This window comes from Pseudomonas sp. 2822-15 (assembly GCF_002742515.1).
In the GTDB taxonomy this organism is placed as follows: Bacteria; Pseudomonadota; Gammaproteobacteria; order Pseudomonadales; family Pseudomonadaceae; genus Aquipseudomonas; species Aquipseudomonas salomonii.
The window spans coordinates 63,543-86,029 of record NZ_LJRY01000241.1 but is presented as its reverse complement, the minus strand read 5'-3'; the positions used below and the strand labels follow the sequence as shown (position 1 = coordinate 86,029).

27 protein-coding genes are annotated in these 22,487 nt (G+C 60.5%); 12 read left to right on the top strand and 15 right to left on the bottom strand.

Going from position 1 to position 22,487, the window contains the following annotated elements; genetic code table 11:
• The first annotated feature begins 236 nt into the window (after window positions 1-236).
• Window positions 237-1,148: a LysR substrate-binding domain-containing protein gene (locus AOA59_RS26400; protein ID WP_010171799.1), complete on the top strand. Its 912-nt coding sequence runs from the start codon at window positions 237-239 to the stop codon at window positions 1,146-1,148.
• Window positions 1,149-1,396: 248 nt separating this feature from the next.
• Here the strand turns inward: AOA59_RS26400 and AOA59_RS26395 are convergent, their stop codons facing one another.
• A complete protein-coding gene (locus tag AOA59_RS26395; protein WP_256593127.1) occupies window positions 1,397-2,122 on the bottom strand; it encodes a type III effector in 726 nt (241 codons plus the stop codon).
• Between the two features lie 389 nt (window positions 2,123-2,511).
• On the opposite strand from AOA59_RS26395, the gene AOA59_RS26390 reads away from it, so the two are divergent.
• Window positions 2,512-3,738: a hypothetical protein gene (locus tag AOA59_RS26390; RefSeq protein ID WP_099489611.1), complete on the top strand. Its 1,227-nt coding sequence runs from the start codon at window positions 2,512-2,514 to the stop codon at window positions 3,736-3,738.
• 115 nt (window positions 3,739-3,853) lie between these two features.
• On the opposite strand, the gene argE is transcribed toward AOA59_RS26390, so the two are convergent.
• Genes argE through AOA59_RS26370 form a run of 4 tightly spaced genes read right to left on the bottom strand, consistent with a single transcriptional unit; the run spans window position 3,854 to window position 7,468 of the window.
• Complete coding sequence (gene argE, locus AOA59_RS26385; RefSeq protein ID WP_099489610.1) at window positions 3,854-4,999, bottom strand: acetylornithine deacetylase; 1,146 nt, start codon at window positions 4,997-4,999, stop codon at window positions 3,854-3,856.
• Window positions 5,000-5,013: 14 nt separating this feature from the next.
• Window positions 5,014-5,691: a DUF1028 domain-containing protein gene (locus AOA59_RS26380; protein ID WP_058421955.1), complete on the bottom strand. Its 678-nt coding sequence runs from the start codon at window positions 5,689-5,691 to the stop codon at window positions 5,014-5,016.
• A 10-nt stretch (window positions 5,692-5,701) separates the two neighbouring features.
• Window positions 5,702-6,112 carry a RidA family protein gene (locus AOA59_RS26375; protein WP_003207327.1) on the bottom strand — a complete coding sequence of 137 codons (411 nt, stop codon included), beginning with the start codon at window positions 6,110-6,112 and terminating at the stop codon, window positions 5,702-5,704.
• Window positions 6,113-6,136: 24 nt separating this feature from the next.
• Window positions 6,137-7,468 carry a flavin-containing monooxygenase gene (locus AOA59_RS26370; RefSeq protein ID WP_371919092.1) on the bottom strand — a complete coding sequence of 444 codons (1,332 nt, stop codon included), beginning with the start codon at window positions 7,466-7,468 and terminating at the stop codon, window positions 6,137-6,139.
• A 223-nt stretch (window positions 7,469-7,691) separates the two neighbouring features.
• Here AOA59_RS26370 and AOA59_RS26365 point away from each other — a divergent pair, with 223 nt between their 5' ends.
• Entirely contained in the window at window positions 7,692-8,126 is a 435-nt protein-coding gene (locus AOA59_RS26365; protein WP_099489616.1) for a GNAT family N-acetyltransferase, read from the top strand.
• Here AOA59_RS26365 and AOA59_RS26360 read toward each other — a convergent pair.
• Window positions 8,123-8,725 (bottom strand): response regulator transcription factor, encoded by a 603-nt coding sequence (locus AOA59_RS26360; protein WP_099489608.1) that lies wholly within the window; start codon window positions 8,723-8,725, stop codon window positions 8,123-8,125. The two genes, AOA59_RS26365 and AOA59_RS26360, sit on opposite strands and share 4 nt — an antisense overlap.
• Before the next feature lie 96 nt (window positions 8,726-8,821).
• Between AOA59_RS26360 and AOA59_RS26355 the strand changes: the two genes are divergently transcribed.
• Window positions 8,822-10,435, top strand: a complete 1,614-nt coding sequence (locus AOA59_RS26355; protein ID WP_099489607.1) for a hybrid sensor histidine kinase/response regulator — start codon at window positions 8,822-8,824, stop codon at window positions 10,433-10,435.
• On the opposite strand, the gene AOA59_RS26350 is transcribed toward AOA59_RS26355, so the two are convergent.
• A complete protein-coding gene (locus AOA59_RS26350) occupies window positions 10,425-10,760 on the bottom strand; it encodes a hypothetical protein (protein WP_069788469.1) in 336 nt (111 codons plus the stop codon). The two genes, AOA59_RS26355 and AOA59_RS26350, sit on opposite strands and share 11 nt — an antisense overlap.
• Window positions 10,761-10,938: 178 nt before the next feature.
• Between AOA59_RS26350 and AOA59_RS26345 the strand changes: the two genes are divergently transcribed.
• The gene (locus AOA59_RS26345; protein ID WP_099489606.1) at window positions 10,939-11,403 is read left to right on the top strand and encodes a GNAT family N-acetyltransferase; all 465 of its coding nucleotides are present in this window, start codon (window positions 10,939-10,941) and stop codon (window positions 11,401-11,403) included.
• A 109-nt stretch (window positions 11,404-11,512) separates the two neighbouring features.
• On the opposite strand, the gene AOA59_RS26340 is transcribed toward AOA59_RS26345, so the two are convergent.
• The 5 genes from AOA59_RS26340 to AOA59_RS26320 form a co-directional block, all read right to left on the bottom strand.
• Window positions 11,513-12,061 (bottom strand): HIT family protein, encoded by a 549-nt coding sequence (locus AOA59_RS26340; protein ID WP_256593126.1) that lies wholly within the window; start codon window positions 12,059-12,061, stop codon window positions 11,513-11,515.
• Between the two features lie 43 nt (window positions 12,062-12,104).
• Window positions 12,105-13,019 (bottom strand): LysR substrate-binding domain-containing protein, encoded by a 915-nt coding sequence (locus AOA59_RS26335; RefSeq protein WP_069788467.1) that lies wholly within the window; start codon window positions 13,017-13,019, stop codon window positions 12,105-12,107.
• A gap of 91 nt (window positions 13,020-13,110) precedes the next feature.
• Window positions 13,111-14,739: an argininosuccinate lyase gene (locus AOA59_RS26330; protein ID WP_256593125.1), complete on the bottom strand. Its 1,629-nt coding sequence runs from the start codon at window positions 14,737-14,739 to the stop codon at window positions 13,111-13,113.
• Window positions 14,740-15,019: 280 nt separating this feature from the next.
• A complete protein-coding gene (locus AOA59_RS26325; RefSeq protein WP_099489604.1) occupies window positions 15,020-15,496 on the bottom strand; it encodes a copper chaperone PCu(A)C in 477 nt (158 codons plus the stop codon).
• Window positions 15,496-16,104: an SCO family protein gene (locus AOA59_RS26320; RefSeq protein WP_099489603.1), complete on the bottom strand. Its 609-nt coding sequence runs from the start codon at window positions 16,102-16,104 to the stop codon at window positions 15,496-15,498. The genes AOA59_RS26325 and AOA59_RS26320 overlap by 1 nt, the downstream gene beginning before the upstream one ends.
• A gap of 180 nt (window positions 16,105-16,284) precedes the next feature.
• Between AOA59_RS26320 and AOA59_RS26315 the strand changes: the two genes are divergently transcribed.
• Both AOA59_RS26315 and AOA59_RS26310 read left to right on the top strand, forming a co-directional pair.
• Entirely contained in the window at window positions 16,285-16,668 is a 384-nt protein-coding gene (locus AOA59_RS26315; protein ID WP_099489602.1) for a DUF2946 domain-containing protein, read from the top strand.
• A gap of 62 nt (window positions 16,669-16,730) precedes the next feature.
• The gene (locus AOA59_RS26310; RefSeq protein WP_099489601.1) at window positions 16,731-17,273 is read left to right on the top strand and encodes a putative natural product biosynthesis protein; all 543 of its coding nucleotides are present in this window, start codon (window positions 16,731-16,733) and stop codon (window positions 17,271-17,273) included.
• Window positions 17,274-17,369: 96 nt separating this feature from the next.
• Here the strand turns inward: AOA59_RS26310 and AOA59_RS26305 are convergent, their stop codons facing one another.
• A complete protein-coding gene (locus tag AOA59_RS26305; RefSeq protein ID WP_099489600.1) occupies window positions 17,370-17,624 on the bottom strand; it encodes a hypothetical protein in 255 nt (84 codons plus the stop codon).
• A gap of 201 nt (window positions 17,625-17,825) precedes the next feature.
• On the opposite strand from AOA59_RS26305, the gene AOA59_RS26300 reads away from it, so the two are divergent.
• Window positions 17,826-18,029, top strand: coding sequence for a hypothetical protein (locus AOA59_RS26300; RefSeq protein ID WP_069788464.1), 204 nt, complete (start codon window positions 17,826-17,828; stop codon window positions 18,027-18,029).
• A 78-nt stretch (window positions 18,030-18,107) separates the two neighbouring features.
• Here AOA59_RS26300 and AOA59_RS26295 read toward each other — a convergent pair whose 3' ends face one another.
• Window positions 18,108-18,668, bottom strand: a complete 561-nt coding sequence (locus AOA59_RS26295; protein ID WP_099489599.1) for a type 1 glutamine amidotransferase domain-containing protein — start codon at window positions 18,666-18,668, stop codon at window positions 18,108-18,110.
• 213 nt (window positions 18,669-18,881) lie between these two features.
• Between AOA59_RS26295 and AOA59_RS26290 the strand changes: the two genes are divergently transcribed.
• Genes AOA59_RS26290 through AOA59_RS26280 form a run of 3 tightly spaced genes read left to right on the top strand, consistent with a single transcriptional unit; the run spans window position 18,882 to window position 20,265 of the window.
• Window positions 18,882-19,106 carry a hypothetical protein gene (locus tag AOA59_RS26290; protein WP_065929569.1) on the top strand — a complete coding sequence of 75 codons (225 nt, stop codon included), beginning with the start codon at window positions 18,882-18,884 and terminating at the stop codon, window positions 19,104-19,106.
• A 2-nt stretch (window positions 19,107-19,108) separates the two neighbouring features.
• Window positions 19,109-19,540, top strand: a complete 432-nt coding sequence (locus AOA59_RS26285; RefSeq protein ID WP_069788462.1) for a DNA methylase — start codon at window positions 19,109-19,111, stop codon at window positions 19,538-19,540.
• On the top strand, window positions 19,540-20,265 hold the full coding sequence (locus tag AOA59_RS26280; protein WP_099489598.1) for a DUF72 domain-containing protein: 726 nt from the start codon (window positions 19,540-19,542) through the stop codon (window positions 20,263-20,265). The genes AOA59_RS26285 and AOA59_RS26280 overlap by 1 nt, the downstream gene beginning before the upstream one ends.
• On the opposite strand, the gene AOA59_RS26275 is transcribed toward AOA59_RS26280, so the two are convergent.
• On the bottom strand, window positions 20,230-21,015 hold the full coding sequence (locus AOA59_RS26275) for a DeoR/GlpR family DNA-binding transcription regulator (RefSeq protein ID WP_099489597.1): 786 nt from the start codon (window positions 21,013-21,015) through the stop codon (window positions 20,230-20,232). The two genes, AOA59_RS26280 and AOA59_RS26275, sit on opposite strands and share 36 nt — an antisense overlap.
• Window positions 21,016-21,136: 121 nt before the next feature.
• Here AOA59_RS26275 and AOA59_RS26270 point away from each other — a divergent pair, with 121 nt between their 5' ends.
• Window positions 21,137-22,297: an alpha-hydroxy acid oxidase gene (locus AOA59_RS26270; protein WP_099489596.1), complete on the top strand. Its 1,161-nt coding sequence runs from the start codon at window positions 21,137-21,139 to the stop codon at window positions 22,295-22,297.
• Window positions 22,298-22,487 lie beyond the last annotated feature (190 nt).

Sequence of the window (22,487 nt, the reverse complement as noted above, 5' to 3'; positions counted from 1 at the left end):
CAAGGTGAGTACGTTGACGTACTTCGCTGTGCGCAGCGTGGGCGGCGCTTTGTTGTTGGAGTGATCATCAGCAATGGGCGCGGGGAGGTAAATTAGTAAGTTTGTTGCTATAGACCTTAAAAAATATAGCTCACCGGATTTTTTGCTCCGGTATGTTGCATGGTCTTGAGTCAGTGTGAAAAAGCCGATTTTTACGCACTTGTTTGGGGCGAAGTCCCACGTTTCTGGAGGTCCCGATGGCTGCCTATAACCTGCGCCAGCTCAGATATTTTGTCACCACGGCCGAGTGTGGCAGCGTCGCCGAGGCATCGCGCAAGCTGTATATCGCCCAGCCGTCGGTGTCTACCGCGATCAAACAGCTCGAAGACAGTTTTGGTGTGCAGCTGTTTATCCGCCATCACGCCCAGGGCGTTTCGTTGACGCCCAGCGGCGCAAGGTTTTATCGCAAGGCGCTGGAGTTGTTGCGGGTGGCCCATGAGTTCGAGCAAAACGCCTTGGCCGACAATGACGTGGTGGCGGGGCAGATCGATATCGGTTGCTTTGAGACGGTGGCGCCCTTGTATTTGCCGCGCTTGATCGCGGGGTTCAAGGCGCTGTGGCCTGGGGTGGAAATCCGCATTCGCGACGGTGAGCAGCAAGAGCTGGTGCAGGCGCTGACGGCCGGCAGCATTGATGTGGCGATGCTGTTTGAGCACGACCTGGGCGGCACCATCGAAACCACGCCGTTGATGCCGCCGCAGCAGCCGTACGCGCTGTTGCCGGCCGATCACCGCTTTGCGCAACAGGCCAAGGTGTCGCTGGCGGACCTGGTGCTGGAGCCGATGATTTTGCTGGATGTGCTGCCGAGCCGGACGTACTTCGTGAGCATTTTTGAAGAGCGCGGGTTGACGCCGAATATCGTGTTCAGCTCGCCGTCCATCGAGATGGTGCGCGGCATGGTCGGGCGCGGGTTTGGCTTTTCGATTCTGGTGACCAAGCCGTTTACCGAGTACACCTACGACGGGCAGAAGGTGGTGTGTGTGCCGTTGGCGGAAACGGTCACCGGTTCAGGATTATCCGCCGTCTGGTTGCGACGGGCACCGTTGACCAAACCGGTGCAGTTGTTTGTGGATTACTGCCGTGAAGAACTCGCAAGACTCCTTGGCTGAGCCTGAAATACCTTTACAGATCGTTCCCACGCGCCGCAAAGGCACGCATCTGGTGACGCTCCGCGTCACGCTTGCGCTGAGGCTTGAAGGCGGGACGCGGAGCGTCCCGGGCGGCATTCCCACGCAGAGCGTGGAAACGATCATCAAAGTGTGGTTGAGGTTGAGCTTGGATGGAGGATTTGAACGGGGCAGTTCCCGGCGCTTGATCGGCAAGTGCGTCGAAATTTGTCATGCCCCGAAGGGAAAGCTTAGGCGGTGGCGCCGATCAATTTGAAAAAGGGCTCGTTGCGCAAGAGGGCGCTCTGCTCCTCGGAGCCATGTCGGTCGCTTCTGATTTCATTGCGATAAGACACATATCCCCACTCTGGTGCCGCTACATCAGAGTCGGGCTTGTGGTCGCTGGGCTGGACGCCTTCTGCGTGCAATTCCTGCTCAATGGTTTTGATCAGTGCCTGGATTTTACCCATGTACTCTGGACTGTAGGTGCCGTTGGAGCGATCCGGCTTGGGGTACAGCGTAAACTGACCGCCCAACGATAGCCGCTCGCCTTTTATTCGATCTAAATCGGAGGTTTTCCAACTGTTGATTGGGCTTTCTTCTGAGTTGATCAACCGACTGATAATTTCAAAGGCCTTGGGCAGGTCTTTAGGTGCCACACTGATATGGAATTTGTCGCCCACAGAGGGTGATTCATCCCTGGGGGGTACACGGTTGAATTTGATAAAAGGAAAATTTGCCTTTTTCAACCCATGATTTTCCACCTTCCAGCCACCGTAAATCTCACCTGACGCCTGCTGTGCTACCTGATAGGTCGGTGCGCCGTAGTTGGAGGTAAAGCGCACATTGGCGTGGCGCGCAATGTCCGCCTGGCTCATGTTTTCCAAGCCGCCGGTATCGAATGGGTTTTTTGCATTCAGCAACGCATATCTGGTGCCTGAGCTTATGTAGGGTATGTGGGTGGTCTCTACTCGCACGGGGATTACCTTCTTCAAAAAGAACCAGTAGTCAGCGGACTACTCAATGTCTGGACTTTTCGCACAGTCGAAAAGCCGACACCTGTGTGGCTCCCATTACGAAAGCAGTTCCGCGAATCATGCGTAGGTTGTCATAACGTTGTCAGCACCCTAAGTTCATGGCAGGAGGTGATGGACGCTTGTGAGGGGGCACGGGAACAGAATTTTGGCTATTGCATTTGTCCGAAGCGTTGGGCTAACTTCCTTAATGCGCCAGTGCGGCGCATCCAAACCCGAGAGGGACGCACTGCTGAACTGAAAGCTCATGGCTCAAACCGCCTGAATCGTATTTCGGGCCGAGTCATATTTTAATGACCGTAAGGCGCTCTCAACGCGTCAAGAGGCAATAAATGGCGATTTCATTGATTCGTAGTCTAACTGCGTCTGTCGTTCGTAACGTCTCGGCTCTCAAACGAGATGCCAAGCGTCTTCAAAAGCACTCCAAGCTCGTATTTGGGACCGAATATCCACTCAAGGTCTGCCAGCACGCTGTTTCAGTCTCTCGCGGGTTTCGTTCGCTCGCGGACGTCGAAAATTTGGCTCAACGTCTTGGCCTGGATAAAGAGGCGCCTTTTTGGACCATTGTTGGTCGCAACGATATCCATCAAGACGCTCTTAATGCTCTTTATCGGTTAAGTCTTGAATACACAGAGAACGGGCCTGTCGTTTTCCTGGGTGAGCAGACGCACTCAATAGTGCCGGCCCTGGTTCTGTTTATCGAGCAGATGAGCCTCAGGAAGCTGCCAGGTGTGATTCTGGTGGAAACAGAGGCTTCATCCATCCAGGACACGCTTGTTTTGGAGGCCGTTGAAAAGCTTGGATATGAAGAAATATTTGATGGCTTTCGCTGCCTTGATTTGCGCGACCAGAATTTGCCTGTGTCTCTGAGCACAGAGGCCAGGTGCTGGGTCAGTGCAATCACTGATGTCTTGCCGAAGGAAGTCCAAAAAGAGCTTCTGAATACAGACTGGGCGATGGCATTGGAAATGAGCGCCAGGGAAAGTGCCAGGTCTCGCAATCAAATTCACCAGAAAATAGACTTTTCAACCATCCCGTTCTACTCGGTCAAGGAGGCAGCCTACCAACTGGTATCGTCGCGATCTTGGCCTTCGTGGATCGGTGACGATGCTTCGCAGCAAGCTCGCGTTATTGGTGAGTGTCCTCCTGATCTTCAAAAGGGTTCAAAGGAAAGCGTACTTGACCTCATCCGAGATTTGGACAACCGCAGTTTCGAACTGGGGATATCAAGTGAACATGAGAGTCGGTGGCGCCCGTACGTCGTTCTTTTTTCCAGGCATGATCCAGCCAGCGAAGTGTTGGCCGGTGTCGTCAACTCTTACTTTACGTGGAGGCCGAGTCGGGATGAGCGTCCACCGGTACTCTATGTGTCTGATTCAACCTTGCCTTATGCGCCTGGTTTCTTGAGTTTCGGTGGGCATACGGCCGTTGTGAACGGTTTGGAAAAGGTCCCTTCCGGCGATGGAAACGGCGAGTTTTTCGGCTATAAAACGGCGCTCAAAGTGACAGGGTCACCTGAAGGGCTTCAGTTCATGGGCAAGCGGGTGGCATTGGCTTAGGCCCGGATTTGCTCGCGAATACGGTGGGCCACTCAGCACGTGTGGGGCTGACAGGTTGCATTCGCGGGCAAGCCCGCTCCCACAGTTGATCTGTGGTGTTTGGTGGGGACGTGGCTCAGGCGCGGATTGAGTCGAGCATGCGCTCCAGCATGGCATCACAACCCGCCAACTGTTCAATACTCACAAACTCATCCGGTTTATGCCCCTGGTCCATACTCCCAGGCCCACACACCACCGTGGGAATACCCACCGCATCAAACAATCCGCCTTCGGTGCCAAACGCCACAGTGCCGAAATCCCGCGAGCCACCGAACGCGGCAATCAACTCCGCCGCCTGGCTGCGTTCATCCGTCACCAACCCCGGATACGCCGACAACTCGGTAAACCGAATCGCGCTGTGTTTACTCACGGCCTGCATACGCGGCAGCACCTGTTGCATGGCATAGGCTTGCAGCTCCTCAGCCACTTCACCCGGGTCCATCGAGGGCAGGGCGCGCACTTCAAAATCAAAGCGGCAGTCGGCAGGCACGATATTCAACACCTTGCCGCCCGAAATCACGCCGGTCTGCACCGTGCTGAACGGCGGATCAAACCGCGGGTCCTGGTGCTCGCGCAGGCGCTGGCCGATGCGCCCCAGCTCGCCAATCAACTCGGCAGCATGCTCAATCGCGTTCACGCCATAGGGTGCATACGCCGAATGGCAGGCCTCGCCATGCACATCGCAACGCATCGCCAGTTTGCCCTTGTGGCCGAGCACCGGTTTCAGCTCGGTCGGCTCGCCGATAATGCACAGCATCGGTTTCACCGGCCGCTGCTCCAGCATCGCGAGCAGCGAGCGTACACCGAGGCAGCCGACTTCTTCGTCGTAAGACAGGGCGATATGCACCGGGATACGCAAGTTGGCTTTCACTAAAGCAGGCACCAACGCCAGCACACAGGCGATGTAACCCTTCATATCCGCCGTGCCGCGGCCAAACAGCTTGCCGTCGCCCTCGGTCAATTCAAACGGCGGCACCGTCCACGGCTGGCCGTCCACCGGTACCACGTCGGTGTGCCCTGACAGCACAATGCCCGGCAATTGCGCCGGGCCGAGGCTGGCGAACAGGTTGGCCTTGCTGCGTTCCTCGTTATAGACCAACTCGCAAGCCACGCCGAAGCCTGCGAGGTAATCGCGCACGAATTCGATCAACTGCAAGTTGGAGGCGCGACTGGTGGTATCAAACCCCACCAGCGTCTGCAGCAGTTCGCGGCTGCGGCTCATCGCTCGGCTGCAGCTCATCGCTCGTCCCCGGCCACGCCGTAGCCCGGTGATCGGTCGGGGGCGAGGGCGCGATCGATGTAGTCCTGCACTTGTGGGCGGTAGGCGTCCCAGAGCTTTTGCAGCTCGGCGATGGGTTGCTCATCGGCCCAGTCCACGCGCAGGTTGATGATCGGCCAGGTCAGCTCGCCCACCACTACCAACGCGGCGGAATGCACCGGCCCGGCTTCGCCACCGGCGTTGATGGCGGCGTGCATCGCCGCCAGCAATCGATCGGCGAGCTGGCCTTCGCCGTGTTCGAAGGCGTGCACCATCGCCTCGATCACCGCGCGGTCGGCAAGCATATTGCCCGCCGCCACACATTGTTCGCCCGACACGGCATGGTGGGTGCCAAGGGTTTCGCTGCCGCTGAAATGCACACTGCGGCCCAGATGATCAATCGCGGTCAGTTGCCGGTATTGGCTATAGCCGTTGCTCGTCAGGGCTTTGTCGACGGCGGCCGCAGGGTCGAGGCCTTGTTCCAGCAGGTCGAGCACGTCCGGGCCGAGGGCCGGCAACGTGATGTTCTGGGTCGACACTGCGCCCACACCGGGCCGCAGCCATGGGCAGCGGGCGCCCACGGCGATGCTCGAGGAGCTGATGGCGATGCCGAGCTGGCCGGTGTCTGCGCATCGGGCGACGATTGAAAAGGTCATGGGCAGCTCCTTATTCGGGGATCACGGCGATCACATCAATTTCCATCAGCCACTGTGGCTGGCCCAGGGCCGACACCACCAGCCCGGTGGAGATCGGGAACACGCCCTTGAGCCACTTGCCGACTTCCTGGTACACCGGCTCACGGTAGCGCGGGTCGATCAGGTAAGTGGTGGTTTTGACGATATGGCTCAGGTCGGAACCGGCCTCTTCGAGCAGTTGCTTGACGTTTTTCATCGCTTGCTCAGCCTGGGCGCGCGGGTCGCCAAGGCCAATCAGGTTGCCGTCGAAATCGGTGCCCACCTGGCCGCGCACATACACGGTGTTGCCGGCACGCACGGCCTGGCACAGGTCGTTGTCCAAGCTCTGGTTGGGGTAGGTTTCCTTGGTGTTGAACATGCGGATGCGAGTGTGAGTAGGCATCAAATAAACTCCGGAAAAAAGTGCTCAGGCAATGACAGGCGATGAGTGGGCAACCGGTGCGGGCTCACGGTATTCAAGGTATTGGCGCTGGATGGCGATGTGGTCGGCCACGTATTTGGCGTCATGCCAAACGCCCCAGATAAACGACGAGCCCCGGCGCGACTGCCATGGCAAACCGAGGAAGTAGATGCCCGACTCGCTGGCCACACCGCGCTGATGCTGCGGCTTGCCGGCGGCGTCAAACGCATCGACTTTCAGCCAGCTGTAATCCACGGCAAACCCGGTGGCCCAGATGATGGACGTGATACCGGCCTTGGCCAGGTCCAGTTCCAGGATCGGGTTTTTGATGCACTCGGCATCCGGGAATACGCGCCGCGCTTCAGGTTCCAGCGGCAGGTCGAGGCCGTTGCGCTCGATGTAGGCGTCTGCCGCATCCAGCAGCGCCAGGTAGTTCTCGTCGCCACGGGCCAGGTTTTCAACCAGGTTGGCCTGGAAGCGCGCGACGTTGCCGTCGAAGGCTTGGGTGAGGCCGACCAGGGTCATGCCTTGCTGGGCCAGCTCACGAAAATCGATGGTCTTGCCGCCGTGGGCGCCGCTCACGGCAATGGTCACGTGCTCGCGCCCGGGTTTCATCGCGGCCTGGTCCCACTCGCCCAACACGCCCAGCCACCAGCAGAAGTCGCGGTTGCGATAGGCACGCGGCGGGCGGTCGTGGGCGCCGACCGACAGGTACACCTGGCGCCCGGAGCGCTGCAGCTCATCGGCAATCTGTACGCCGGATGAACCCGCGCCCACCACCAGCACGGCGCCGGCGGGCAGTTGTGCGGGGTTGCGGTAGTCGGCGGAGTGGATCTGGTGCAGCGCGCTGTCTTTAGGCGCGATGGCCGGGACCACCGGCTTCTGGAACGGCCCGGTGGCGGCGACGACGCGGTTGGCTTCGATCACGCCTTCGCTGGTGTGCACGGTAAAGCCGGGGCGGCCGACGTTACGCACCACGGAGGTCACGTCCACGCCGGTGCGGATCGGCGCGTTGAACTTGCGGGCATAGGCTTCGAAGTAATCGGCCACGCGTTCTTTTGGCGCAAAACCGTCGGCGGCGACGTCATCAAATGCCAGGCCAGGGAAGCGGTCATGCCAGGCCGGGCCGTTGGCGACCAGCGAATCCCAGCGCCCGGTGCGCCAGCGCTCGGCAATACGGCTGCGCTCCAGCACCAGGTGCGGCACGCCTTGCTTGCTCAGGTGCTCGCTCATGGCCACACCGGCCTGACCGGCTCCCACTACCAGCGTGTCTGTTTTTGTTATGGCTTGAGTCATGTGTCTGTCCTTGCGTAATGCAGTTGGATTCAGCTTGGGCATGGCTTCAAGGCTAGGGGGAGGGCGTTTTTTAATAAAATATTATTAAGCTTGGGAGTGAGCATAAATATCGGATGCAAGCTCACAGCGGCAACCCGTACACGCTGCTGCAAAGCACCTGGTTTGCGCTGCGACAGCTGAAGCGGTGATCCGCTCGTGTATTCATGGGTGCACGGCGGGTACTGATGCAGGCAAACTTGTGCGCAACTCAGAGGGGTTTATCACCATGGTCAACTTCCGCGTCATGCACGCAGGCGACTACGACGCCGTACTCGAGCTGATGCAAAACACCCCCGGCATTTCCCTGCGCGATGCCGACTCCCGCGAGGCCACCGAGCGTTACCTGGCCCGCAACCCGCAGATGAGTTTTGTCGCCCAAGCCCAAGGCCGCGTGATCGCTTGCGTGATGTGTGGCCATGACGGCCGGCGCGGCTACCTGCAACACCTGCTGGTGCTGCCGGACTATCGCCGCCAGGGCATCGCCCAGGCGCTGGTCGAGCGTTGCCTCAACGCGCTTGAGCAACTGGGCATCCACAAATGCCACCTCGACGTGTTCAAGACCAACACCCATGCCGCTGCGTATTGGCAAGGGCAGGGGTGGAAATTACGCACGGATATCGACCGTTATTCCTTCACCCGCCCAGGCCATGAAAACGCCTAGAACTCCCCGGAATACTTGACCGCCGCCGCCGCGCGTGAGGGCACTTTCAAACTGCGCAGCAGCGACGACACATGGATGCGCACGGTAAACGGCGAGATCGCCAGGGCCTTGGCGATTTCCTTGTTGGTCTTGCCTTGGGCGATCAGGCGCAGCACTTCCTGCTGGCGCGCGGTGAGGCTGTGGGTGCCCAGTGGCAGCAGGCCGGAGGGAGAAAACTTGACCAGCACTTCGCCTTCGCGGATCGCCAACAAGGCCTGGCCGATTTCATCGGGGCTGATGTTCTTGCCGATAAAACCATCGGCGCCCAGGGCCATGACCTGATCGATCAGCGCCGGATCGTCGACCATCGACACCACGACCAAGGTGGTGCGCCGCAGTTGCTGGCGCAGGTCGGCCAGTTGGCTCATGCAGGTAAGGCCGGGAAAGCGCAGGTCGAGGATCAGCGTGTCGATGTCGCCACCTTCACGGATCAGTGCCTGCACCGCGTCGAGGTCGCCGGCCTCGTGTACCACGGCCTCGGGCAACAGGCGCTGCACGGTGCGCAGCATGCCTTCGCGAAACATCGGGTGGTCGTCGGCTATGATGATTCGGCCGGTCATGGCGTGCTCCTTCCTGGGGCATGGGGGTGCGTTGACATGCTACTTTAGCCTCTGGCGCGTAAAGGATAGACCGAATGCCGCACAAGGACGTCACCCATGAGTCATGAGACCAATTCCGAACTCGACCAGGCCAACCTGCGCATCGTGGTGGCCGCCATCGCCATTGTCTACATCGGCGCACTGGGCTTTTTGCCGGGCCAGTCGGTCGACACCTACTTGCCGGTGATCCTGTATATCGTCGCGTTCCTGCTGGTCTCCATTGCGTTGCGCCAGGTGATCGCGCGCTGGCCCGGGCATTACCCGGCGCGTCGGATTTTCGGCATGATCCACGACTACACCGGCACCTCGTTCGGGCTGGTGGTGGGCGGCGAACCGGCGTTGCCACTCTATGCGGTGATGGTGTGGGTCAACCTGGGCAATGGCATGCGCTACGGTTCGCGCTACCTGGCGATTGCCACCGGCCTGGCGTTGCTCGCGCTGCTGATCGTGTACCGGCTGACGCCCCTGTGGCAGGCGCAGCCGTTCATGGTGCTGATGCTGATGATCACCAGCACGGTGATCCCGGTGTACGCGCATATTTTGCTTGAGCGCACGCGCAAGGCTTCCGAAGAAGCCATCGCCGCCAACCTGGAAAAATCGCGCTTCCTGGCTCAGGCCAGCCACGACCTGCGCCAGCCCATTCACTCCATCGGTCTGTTCACCGCCTGTTTGCGTGAAGCGCAACTGGGCGAGGCTGAGCAGCGCTTGGTGGACAACATCGACCGCTCGTTGCTTAACGTGTCGCAGCTGTTCCGTTCGATTCTCGACCTTTACACCCTCGACAACGGCAGGCTGTTGCCCAAGTACCAGGTGATTCACCTGGGCGAATTCCTCGCCGACCTGGTGCGCCAACACGCCGAGGCGGCGCATTGGGCCGGGGTGGAACTGCGCCTGCGCCCGTGTGCGCATTGGGTGCAGGTCGACCCCGCGATGCTGGCGACGATGGTGCAGAACCTGCTCTCCAATTGCTTTAAATACGGCGCACAGCGGCCCGTGCTGATCGGCGTGCGCGTGCGCGACGGCGGCTTGTCGGTGGAGGTGCATGACCAGGGGCGCGGTATTGCCGAGGAGCATCAGGTGAAGGTCTTTGAAGAGTTTTATCGGGTCCGCCAACTGCGCGACAAGGACGTCGAAGGCGTGGGCCTGGGGTTGTCCATCGTCAAGCGCCTGGGGCAATTGATGGGGGTGCAGGTAAGCCTGCGGTCACGGGTGGGCCATGGCACCTGCGTGAGCCTGCATGGCCTGGCATTGGCAACAGCGCCACGCCAACCGACTGCGCGCGACGACGCGCGCCAGGCCGGCCTGCTGACGGGTTTGAAAGTCTGCCTGGTGGAAGATGACCACAACGTGCTGCTGGCCACCCAGGCCTTGCTGGAGCGCTGGGGCTGCGAGGTGCAGGCCGAATCCAGCGGGCAGGGCCTGGCCAGCGACTGCGACATCATCGTCGCCGACTACGACCTGGGCAACCACGCCACCGGCATCGAATGCATCGACGCGTTGCGCCAGCAACGCGGCTGGGCGGTGCCGGCGCTGATCCTCACCGGCCACGACGTGGAGAAAATCCAGGCGGCCTTGCACGACCGCCAGATCGCGATTCTCTCCAAACCGGTGCGGCCTGCAGAACTGCGCGGCACGCTGCGTGACCTCAGCCAATCGAGTGTTACGGGTTAAACGGCGTCAAGCCATTGCCCCGCGCGCCCTTGGGCTGGCAGTAGGCGGCAGGCTTCATCAGGCCAAAGCTGGCCACGGCAAACATGCCACCGCTGGCACCGCTGGGCACGGAGCAGTTGTAATCACCGGAGGCGGCGCTGGCGATGTAGTAGGTGGTCATGGAGTCGCTGCGGACATTGGAGATACGCTTGACCGGTTCACCGAGGTTGGTTTCCGACAGCGTCTTGAGATGGTCTTCGCTGGGTTTGACGTTGCTGCAACCGGCGACGCCGATGATCAGGGCGCCGAGCAGGGTGAGACGGGTAACGGGGGCATGCAGGTTCATGATGCTTCTTCCTTGGGGTTATCAGGGTTTTTCCAACGCGCAATGCACCCTCGCGCAACAGGTGGTGTGCGGTGCCGGGGGAACGTTGGAAGTGCCGTGGAATATAGCGCCGCCCGGTAAAGGGGTCGATTAGCACACGTGTGCTAGTGGCACGATGAGGTCATGGACGGAGACAGCAATGCTAGAGATAAAACGCGCCACTTCAGCGCACGCCCAGGCGGCGTTCGACATTCGCCTGTTGGCCATCCGCAGCCAATGCATCGGCGCCTACACCGCCGAGCAAATGGCGCTGTGGACTCGCGGCAAGGCTGAAGACGGCTACGACACACTGATGGACAAGCCGTTTTACCTGGGCTGGGTGAACGGTGAGCCCGTCGTGACCGGAATGCTCGACCTCGACAACAATGAAGTGGGTGCGTTGTTTGTGCTGCCGGAGTTTGCCGGGCGTGGGTATGGCAAGGCGATGCTTGATCACCTGGAAAAACTCGCGCGGGAACTGGCGATTGAAGCGCTCGTGTTGGACGCGACGTTGAATGCGGCGAGCTTCTACCGGGCCTGCGGGTATGTGGGTGAGGAGCAGGCGGTGTATCACTCGCCGTCGGGCTTGGCGTTGGCGTGTATCCCAATGGTAAAACGGCTTTGACCCTTCCCACATTGGATCTTTGTCGCTGGGGGGATTTGCGCTTGCCGCGATGGCCCTGCGAACTGAGATCTAACCAACACAACCGATCCCCTGTGGGAGCTGTCGAGCTTTAGCGAGGCTGCGAAAGCGGTGGGTCAGGCAGCTTATGTTTCGACAGTGCCGCCGCCTTCGCAGCCTCGCCGGCGCCGAAGGCTGTGCGCAGTGTTTGAACAACCTGTTCCACGGTGGGACCTTGGATGGCCGGCGGCGTGGGGCTTTCGCCAAATTCGCGCCACACGAACAGCGTCAGCTCAGCCCCATCGGTCAGCCCTTGGTCCTTTGAGCCAAAACCTTGCAGCAGCCGATAGCGCTCATCCCGCCAAAAGGCCTGCTCCACCCAGTCATACACCGGGATGAAGTGAAAGTGCAGCGCGAAGCCCGGCATGTGTCCGTAGCGGCTGATGTACAGCCACTTCGGTCGCAGCTGCGTCTCCATCACCTGTTGGGTTTTGGCGAGCAGGCCACCCAACTCGGCCAACGCGGCCTCGGGCATAGCAGCCAGGGAGTCGATCGGCGCTTTGGCGCCCAGCATGAGGTAGCCCGGCAGCTTTGAGGTCAGATGATGGTTGAGCAACCAGTGTTCGGTTTCATGAAGGATGAAGGTAGGGTCGATCTGCATAAACACTGTCCTTGTGGGCAAGGCGGGCAGGGTAACAAGCCCTTCAGCCCTTGCGATACACCGCCCCCAACTCGCGTGCCAGGCCAATAAAATTCTGCAACGGCGCCGATGGATTAAACGTGCGCCGCACCAAAGTAATCGGCGCCAGCAGCTTGGGCCTGGCGTCTTTGATTCGGCAATACACCACGCTGTCACGGTGTACATCGCGCATCGACGCCGGCACCACGGAGATGCCTTCACCAGCCGCGACCAGGCTGACGTTGGTCAGCATGCGTTCCACTTCAAAGGCGATTTTGGGTTCGAAACCGGCGTTCTGGCAGGCGGTGATCAGGTTGGCGTACATGCCCGGCGCGCCGGGGCGGCGTACCAGGATAAAGCGTTCGTCCTTGAGTGCGGCAAGGGGGATGGCGCTGTCGGCGTTGGCCAGCAACGGATGGCCGGTGGGCAGGACCAGCAGCATTTCTTCGTTGAGCAGGCGGTGGAAGGCCAGGCTTGGATGGGTGCTGACCGGGGCGCGCAGGATGCCGACGTCGATGCGTTTTTCGATGGCGTTTTCAGTCAATTCCCGGGCGCTGCCTTCATTGATCGAAAGCTCTACGGCCGGGTAGCGCTCGCGGTAGGCGCGGATGATGCGCGGGATCAGCGCGTGGGCGGCGGCCGAACTGGTGAAGCCGATGGCCAGGGTGCCCTCGATGCCCTGGGCCACGCGGGAGGCCTTGAGCGCGCCATGCTCGACGCGGGCCAGAATGGCTTGCGCTTCTTCAAGAAATACCCGGCCACCGGCCGTCAGGTCCACGCCCTTGGGGTGGCGCTTGAACAGGTCGAACCCCAGTTCCTGTTCCAGGGCGCGAATCTGCTGGCTCAGGGGCGGTTGTTGCATGTTCAGGCGTGCGGCGGCGCGGGTGAAATGTCGTTCTTCGGCCACCCTAATGAAATAGCGTAAATGGCGTAGTTCCATGGTGGCCTATCCCGTGACAAGACGCAGTGGTGGGCGGCCGCAAGCGGCCCGGCCGTCAATATGCCCAAAGCCTGCGACCACCACAATCGGTTCAGCGCTTGCTGTCGGCCAGCTTATCGAAGGCCTGGTCGAGATGGGTTTCGGCGCTTTTGAGCTTTTCACGCCGCTCCTTGAGCCACTGCTGATCAGCCTGCAGCGTCTTGCGCGCCTCCACCAGCATGCGCTTGACCTCTTGCGGCTGCGGGCCGCCGGTGCCCTTGCGGGTCTGGACCATGTTGGTCGGCGACAGCGCCGCTCTAAAACCGGCCTCATCCAGCGGCAGGGTATTGGGCGTCCATTTGTACTTGTCCGCCGCCTGGCTATACAGCTTCTGCGCGTCGGCGTAGGCGAAGGTCTTCGGCGTGGTGCCGTTGCTGCGCGCTTGGGTGACGATCAACGAGGCAAAGCTGTGGCCGATGCGGAACGGCACGTTGTACTGGCGCTCCAGCGTGTCGGCCAGCTCCATCGAGGTGGTCCATTCCGACTCCAGTTCTTCGAGCGCGCGCTGCGGGTTGATCTGCAGCGCGTCGAGCACCGCGTCGAGGCTGTGGAACATTTCCTGGGTCGAGCGGAACACGCCCAGCGAGTCGAAGGCGAACTTGTAGTCGGTCATGCCGGTGGTGACGTTGTGAGCGCGCAAGGTCACGGCCTGGGCCAGGCCGACCACGTCCGAGGCACTCTCACGCGCGCGCATCAGCAAGCCCGGGTTGCGTTTTTGCGGCATGGCGCTGCTGGTGTAGGTGGCTTCTTCATCGAGCAGCAACCAGGGGCGGATCTGATGGTACTGGGTGTGGATATCGTCAATCATTGCGCCCACGCGGATGGCGGACGATGACGCCATATTGGCCGCTTCGATGGGGATGTCATAGGTCGAGACCTGGCTGGAATCCAGCGAGTTCTCGCGCACGCCATCAAAGCCCAGCAGCTCAGCCAGACGCTCGCGGTTCAGCGGGTACGCCGAGTTCGCCAGCACGGCGGTGCCCATCGGGCTCTGGTTCAAGCGTGTGTACAGCTCGCGGATGCGCTGGCCGTCGCGGTCGAAAGCGGCTTCAAACGCCAGCAGGTAATGCGCATAGCTGATGGGCATGGCCTGCACGCCGTTGGTGTAGGCGGGCACCAGGGTGTCGACGTTTTTGTCGGCGATGTTCAGCAGGCGCTGGCGTGTGGCGTTGAGCGCTTCGCTGTAGGCCAGCACCTGGCTGCGCAGGGCGGCCAGGCGGTAGGTGGCAAGCATGTCCTGGCGGCTGCGGCCGGAGTGGATCAACGAGGCTTCGGGACCGATCTTGTCGGTCATGATTTTTTCCAGTTGCAGTACATCACTGGGGCGCGTGCCGCCGGGCTGGTCGGCCTGGGCAATGGCGTAGCGCACACCGCCGGCGATCTTCTGGCCCATCTCGGGTTTGACGATGCCTTCTTCGGTGAGCATCACGATCGAGGCTTTGTTGATGCGGTTGAGCCAGGCGAACTGGGTCTGGGTGGGGTCGCCCTTGGCTTTGTGCTCGGTTTGCGAGCTGTCGGGCGTGGCGCCGACCCTGGCCGCCTGGGCCGCGCATTGTTCGGTGGTGGTGCAGGGCAGCTCGCCGGTGTTGGCGGCATAGGCGTTGAGGCTGTTAAACAGGGCAAAGGTCACGGCAAGGGAAAGCAGGCTTTTCACCGCACGTTGGGGGGATATGTTGTTCACGCAGACACCTGATTTATTGTTGGCGTTATGGGCCGTCGTTGCGGCGCAATCAGGCTAGCGGGTGTGCGGGTAGATTGAAAATATATAGAAAGTGTTGACGGCAGAGGTTTTGGATATGGCTGATGGTGCTTGCCAGATCAAGGTCAAAAGCAGATTTGTGCGCGCCGCGAACTGCTTTCTGTGGGAGCTGGCTTGCCTGCGATGGCATCAACGCGGTCTACCTGACACACCGAGGTGTTTGCATCGCAGGCGAGCCAGCTCCCACCTTCATCAGCGGTTTTCAGTGCATCTTGCTGTGGTCCATGTCACCCATGTCGGTCAGCGCGCGGGCCGGGGCATCTACTTCAATCGTCTGCTTCTGGCCCTTGGCGTTTTCCACGGTCAGGGTCAGCGGCACCACGTCGCCTTGCTTGATCTGGCCGGTGAGGCCCATGAGCATCACGTGGTAGCCCTCCGGGTCGAGCTTGACCGCTTTGCCGGCAGGCAGGGCCACCGAATCCACCGGGCCCATGCGCATCACGTCGTCCTTCATGCTCATCTCATGAATCTGCACGTCCTTGGCCGCAGGCGACTTCACGCTCAGCAGTTTGCTGTCGCTGTCGGCGGTGACGGTCATGAACGCGCCGCTGGAGGTCTGGCCCGCCACGGTTGCGCGTACCCATGCATCGCTGACCTGTACCTGAGCGCTGGCGTGCGCCGCGAGGCCCAGCAGGGTGAGGCCGAATGTCAGGCGCTTGAGGGTTTGAACGGCAGTCATTAGCAGACCTCCATGACGGTGAGCAGGTCTTCTGCGCACTCTTTAGCGGTAAGGGATGCCGACAGGCCCAGGCGCAGGTTGCCACGGGTGTCGAACACGAAACTGGTGGAGGTGTGGGACAGGGTGTAGGTGTCCCCGGCCGGGATCTTTTCATAAAAGATTCCGAACTCCTTGGCGGCCACGGCGATTTCTTCCGGGGTGCCGTACAGCGCTTCGAAGCTGGGGTCGAAGGCCTTGACGTAGCGGTCGAGCAATTCGGGGGTGTCGCGCTCGGGGTCGAGGGTGATAAACACCACCTGCATGATCTTGCCATCGCGGCCCATCAGCTTCTTGGCCTGGGCGGCGCGGGCCAGGGTGGTGGGGCACACGGCCGGGCATTGGGTGAAGCCGAAGAACACCACCGGCATCAGGCCACGGTACGAGCTCAGGGTGACGGTTTCGCCGTTGGTGTTCTTGAGCTTGAAGGTGCGGCCCATGATCTTGTCACTGAGGTCCTTGCCGTACTTGAAGTTCAGCTTGGGGCTGTAGTCACAGCCGCCCAGCAGGCTGCCCAGGCCCAGCAGGCCCATACCGGTCAGCACTTTGCGGCGGGTGAATAACGTACTCATCAACTGTGCATCCTGTGAAACGCCTGCATTGCTCTGGATCGACAGTTCAGGCTTTGAAAAGGAGTAATGATGCGGGCGCACAGTCTACCAACCCCGGCCAGCCCACGTAATCTGCGACGTTCTGCCACAGGCGCGCGCGGCGCTTCATCCTTTTGCGGCTTCGGTGGTAGAGTCGCCGCCATGAAATTGAGCCACCCCGACCGTTCACTGATCGCCTGGGCCCTGTACTTCTGCGTGCTGATGAACCTGTTCGTCTGCGGTTTGGGGCATGGGCAGATGATGGGCCAGCAGCTCAATGGTATCGGCGGCGCGTTCTGTTCGGTGGACGGCAGCCAGGCGCCGCTTTCCGACAAAGGGTTGGAAAACACGGCCTCCAGCAACATCTCGAACTACTTTGCCTGCCCGGTGTGCGCGGCCGTGACCGTGGCCATCGTGTTCATGATCGGCCTGGCCTGGCTGCTCGGCCTTGGGCGAACCCCGCGCCCGGCCCATGAACGGCGTAACAAAGCGCCACCCCGCTATTCCTGGCCCTCGGCCAACCCTCGCGCTTCCCCCACTTTCTGACGTGTGCCTTGGGCTTCCTGTGATCAGGAGGCGTTCTATCGTCACGACTGTGAGTGCGTTTCATGAACCCACCATTGCCAGCAGGCGCCAGCCGCCTGGTCAGCAAGGCATCCCGGCGTTTGCACGCCGAACCCTCGCGGCCTGAATACCCCAGCAATTCGCGCTGCTTCGTGCACCTGGATGCACGTCTGTTGCCGTATTGGCACACCTTGTTCGATATCTGCCCCGCGCTGCTCAAGCTCGACCCGCCGGAGGGCCTGAACCTGTTTCGCAGCTTCATGACCTGGGCCTATCGCAACCGGGTCGCCCAGGATTGGACCTACCACCTGAATGTGTGCCGCTGGCTGTTGGCGTCTTCCTATCGGGCGCGCATCGATGAGGAACCGATCGAGGCCTTTATGGCGGCCGCGGCGGCACGTTGGATCAGTGCCGATGAAAGCCAGGCACAGGGCGTGGTCCTGGCCTGGCGAAACGCAAGGGTGTTCGACTGGAAGGGCAACGCCTTGGCGGGCGTTGAGCATCAGCTACTGCCGGACCCGGCAGGCGACTTTGCCTGGTGCCCGCTGGCCAAAAACGGTTTCATTGGCTGGTTGCCGGTGCCTTGAGGTTCTGGCGAACCCATGGCGTGACACTGTGGCTCCAGGACGATCACCATCACTGTGGCGAGCAGGCTTGCCCTGCGCAGCGGCACCCGCTCTTTATCAACGGTCTTTTTTGGGGGCTTTTTTCTGGGTTTTCTTCCCGCCTTGCTGTTGAGTTGACGAGCCGCTGGAGGAAGTTTTTTCCTTCGGCGGCGTTTGAGCTTTTTTGTTGCTGTCCGACGGGGTGCTGGGGTAGGTGCCCGGAGGGAGGGCCGAGCCGGGAATGGCATCGCCAAAGGCTGCGTAGGCGGGTGCTGCCAAGCATCCGGTCAGGCAAATGACTAACACGATCTTGCAGGAAATACCGGTCTTCATGACGAGAATCCTTTTCCATGCTTCACCTGTCAAAAGCGTCCCTTGCTCTGAATCCAAAGGGAGGCATTAATTGGGAGTGCAGGGGATCTGGCAAAGTTTGGATTTTTTTCGCCGCCACGACGAAAGGCCCCGCACCGATAATTTTAATGAACCCTCACGCCGATCCCTTGACCTAATGCATACGACCTCAGGAGGTGATGCATGCAAATAGACTATATCTGGATCGTGCTGGCGGTGATTTTGCTGGTGTTGGAACTGTGGGCGATCAACATCGTGTTGCGCAGCACCGGCGGCTGGGAGACGAAGGGGTTGTGGTTGATCATTCTGATTTTTGTGCCGCTGTTCGGGCTCATTGCCTGGGCCATGGTCGGGCCAAAACGTGAGATGGCCCAGCACCGTAAATAAATAGCACCGTAAACACTCAACACAAGCCACACAGCAAACAGGCGCCCACGGGCGCCTGTTTGCGTTCACGCCTGCCCGTTAACCTGCGACCGCCTTGGCAATCGCCTCGTTGAATGCCGGCAAGTCATCCGGTGTGCGCGAGGTGATCAAGGTCCAGCCATTGGCCTTGCACTCCTTGACCTGGGCATCCACCACGCCCGCAGCGCCGGCGTTTTCCAGGTCGATGCGCACGCTCTTGTACGCGGTGAGCGTCTTGCCTTTGATCACGCCGGCATCGATCAGCGTCCATGGCCCGTGGCAGATGGCGGCGACGGTTTTGCCCGCCTTGGCGAAGTCGTTGATCAGCTTCAATGCGGCCGCGTCCTGACGCAGGGTGTCGGCATTCACGGTACCGCCGGGAATCACCAGCGCGTCGAAGTCGCTGCTCAGCACCTGCGACAGCTTGACCTCCGATTCCACGGTCTGGTCCTTCTCGGTGTCGCCGACGAACGTCTGCACGGTGCCGCCTTTGCTGGATCCGTGTGTCACCGTCGCGCCATAGCCACGCAGTGCTTGCAGAGGCTTGAGCAACTCGTCGCGCTCGATGCCGGTGTTGGAGGTGATGATGAGGATGTTCTTGCCGTTGAGTTGTGAGCTCATGGTCGAGTCTCTCCTGCTGGATGGATTAATCATGCTGTGTGGGAGAGTGGATCGAGCGTGGGCGGCAAAGGTTTAAATTAATTTGGAGTTTTTTCGTGGGTGGTTTTCGATAAAGCCCGGCCTGCAAAAATCCTGAACTATCGAAAAGCACCGGCCTCTGCTGCATAGGTGCCTGCTGCTTTTTGCGGGCGTTCAATAGCCAGGAGATTGACCATGACCGACCCCAAGACTGTCGACAAAACCCCGGAACCCATCAGCTCCGAAGACGCCCAGAAAGGCCGCCAACAACCTGCCAAGGGGCAGACGCTGGAACAACCAAACCCGAAGACCAAAAGCGTGGACAAGGTGCTCACGCCCACCTCGATCAAGGACACCGAACGCCAGACTGACGCCATCAACGAGCAGGCCGCCAAGGCCGAGCGCAAGCTGGGCCACTGAGCATGGCCCGGTCGATCACGGCGGCTGAACTGGGTATTGAACTGGCGCCCGATGATGACGCCAGCCTGTTCAAATGGTTTATCGCCAGCTTCCTGATGGGCAAGCGTATTCAGGCGCCCATTGCGGCGCAGGCTTACAAGGTGATCGTGGAGGAGGAGGGCCGCGACACTGCACGCAAGTTGCAACACTGCACGTCGCGTGAACTGGTTTCGATGCTCGGGCGGGCCCATTACGTGCGTTACGACGAAAGCACGGCGCAGCGTCTGCTCGACCTCAGCGCCAAATTGAATGCCGAGTACGCGGGCAAGATCAGCCATATCCGCAGCGCCAGCCCTGACCGCAAGGCATTCGAAAAACGCCTGGCCGAATTCGACGGCGTGGGCCCCAAGACCGTTGAAATTTTCATGCGTGACGCGGCCAAGGTCTTGTTTTGATGGCGCCGCTCTACGTGGGCTGTGCCGGCTGGAGTTTGCCGCGCGCGCACTGGCCGGATTTTGCGGGTGAGGGCACGCATTTACAGCGCTATGCATCGCGTTTCAACGCGGTGGAAATCAACAGCTCCTTTTATCGGCCGCACCAGCCCAACACCTACAAGCGCTGGGCGCAGTCGGTGCCGCCGCAGTTTCGGTTTTCGCTCAAGGCGCCCAAGCTCATCACCCATGAACTGCGCTTGCAGCACTGCGAGACGGCACTGGATGAGTTCCTTGAACAGTGCTTGCACTTGGGCGAAAAACTCGGCTGCCTGCTGATTCAATTGCCGCCTTCGCTGCGTTATGAACCCAGCGTGGCATTGGATTTTTTCAGCGCATTGCGCCAGCGTTTTGCCGGTGCCGTGGTGCTTGAACCACGGCACGCCAGTTGGCTTGAGGCGCAGGCATTGCTGGTGGACCTGCAGATAGGCCGCGTGACTGCCGACCCCGCGGTGCTCGATGCCGGCGCAGGTTGGCAGGGCGTGCAGTATTGGCGCCTGCATGGCTCGCCGCGCATCTACCACAGTGCCTATGGCCCGCAACGGTTGCAGGCGCTGGCTGAACAGCTGCGTCAATGTGCCGAATCCGGCATGCCTGCCTGGTGCATCTTCGACAACACCGCCAGCGGCCACGCCGTGACTGATGGCTTGTTGCTACTCGACCTCTACCCGCAGCACTTCCAGGCCTAGCTGCTCATACGCCTCGACATTGGGCACATGCCACTCGGTCATCAGCGTATGAATGCGGTTACACGGTGCCACCACGAAGGGCTCCACTGCGCCGAGCTTGTCCGCCAGGGTCACGGCCACCACGTGGGAGGCGCTGTCGAGCAAGGCTTGCTTGACCGCCACTTCATCGAAATTCAGCGAGCTGATACCCACTTGCGGGTGCAGCGCGCACACGCCGGTAAACAGCAAATCGGCCTTGATGCTCTGGATCAGGCGCACGGCCTCTTGGCCGTTGGTGGACAAGGTGGCGGGGTTGAGTTGGCCGCCGGCGAGAATCACCTTGACCTCGGGATGATCGGCCAAGGCGATGGCGATCATCGGCGATGGGGTGACGACGGTCAGGCGGATCGAACGCGGCAAAGACTGGGCAATCTGCAGCGTGGTCGAGCCGGAATCGAACAGCACGATCTGGCCGTCCTGCACCCGGTCGGCGGCCAGTCGGGCAAGGTGACGCTTGATCTCGTTGGTTTCGCCGACGCGGGTGAAAAAATCCTTGCCGGTGTCTTTGGGCCGGGGCAGGGCGCCGCCGTGCACGCGTTGCAGCAGCCCGGCGGCGGCGAGTTCGCCGAGGTCGCGGCGGATAGTGTCCTGGGACACGGCAAAGTGTTCGACCAATTCCGATGCAGTGACTTTGCCGTCACGTTCCAGCAACAACAGGATCTTCTGTTTGCGCAACGAGGGCAGGTCAATGGCTTGATGGGTGTTATGCATGTTTATGCGTCTTTTTGCGGTTTTGTGCGAGATTAGTCGCCCGCCGCTGCAAACGCAATGGCTGGCTGCCAGGCCGATGGGCGGTTAATCTCCAGGCTCAGTTCAGGGAGAGGTGACCTAGATGCCGTTGATCACAACCATCGAAGATTTACGCAAGCTCGCGCAAAAACGTGTCCCGCGGATGTTCTACGATTACGCCGACTCCGGCTCCTGGACTGAAAGCACCTACCGGGCCAATCAAAGCGATTTCGCCCGCATCCAGTTTCGCCAGCGGGTGGCGCGCAATATCGATGAGCGTTCAATCCGCGCCACCATGATCGGCCAGGACATGGCCATGCCCGTGGCCCTGGCGCCCACCGGGCTGGCGGGCATGCAGCATGCCGACGGCGAGATCCTCACCGCCCGCGCCGCCGCCGCGTTCGGCCTGCGTTATACCTTGTCGACCATGAGCATTTGTTCGCTGGAAGACATTGCCGCCCACGTCGGCAAACCGTTCTGGTTCCAGTTGTATGTGATGCGTGATCGCGCGTTTATGCAGCAGTTGATCGAGCGCGCCAAGGCTGCCGGTGTGGACGCGCTGGTGCTGACCCTGGATTTGCAGATTCTTGGCCAGCGCCACAAGGACTTGATCAACGGCTTGTCGGCGCCGCCCAAGCTGACCGTGCCGAATATCCTCAATATGCTGACCAAGCCGCGTTGGGTAGCAGGCATGCTCGGCACCAAGCGCCATGGCTTCGGCAATATCGTCGGGCATGTCAAAGGTGTGGCCGATATCACTTCGCTGTCATCCTGGATCGGCCAGCAATTCGACCCGCGCCTGAGCTGGGACGATGTGGAATGGATCAAGCAATGCTGGGGCGGCAAGCTGATTATCAAGGGCATCCTGGATGTGGAAGATGCGCGGCTGGCCGCCAATTGCGGTGCGGATGCGCTGGTGGTGAGCAACCACGGTGGCCGCCAGCTCGATGGCGCACCGTCGAGCATCAGCCAATTGGCGGCGATTGCAGAGGCTGTGGGCGAGCAGATTGAAGTGTGGCTCGATGGCGGCATTCGCTCCGGCCAGGACGTGCTCAAGGCCGTGGCACTCGGCGCCAAAGGCACCATGATCGGCCGCGCGCATTTGTATGGGTTGGGCGCGCTGGGTGAAGACGGTGTGACCAAGGCCCTTGACATCATCGCCCGCGAGTTGGATGTGTCGATGGCACTGTGTGGCTATAACGATATACGCGATGTGAATCGCGAGATTTTGCTGCCGGGTAGCTTTCCCATAGGGGTTTGCTGAGCAAAAAAATCGTAAAAAAGTAAAAAGAGTTGTCCACGAAAACCGTGGGTATCTCTGTGGATAACTTTGCGAAGGCCCGGCAGGGTTGGCGATTTAACCTTCGGTTAATATTTGATCAGAATTGGTTTTGGGCCAGTATGAGCAGGGTTGGCGCTTGACAGCCAAGCGCGAACCCAGTGCCGAAAAGTGC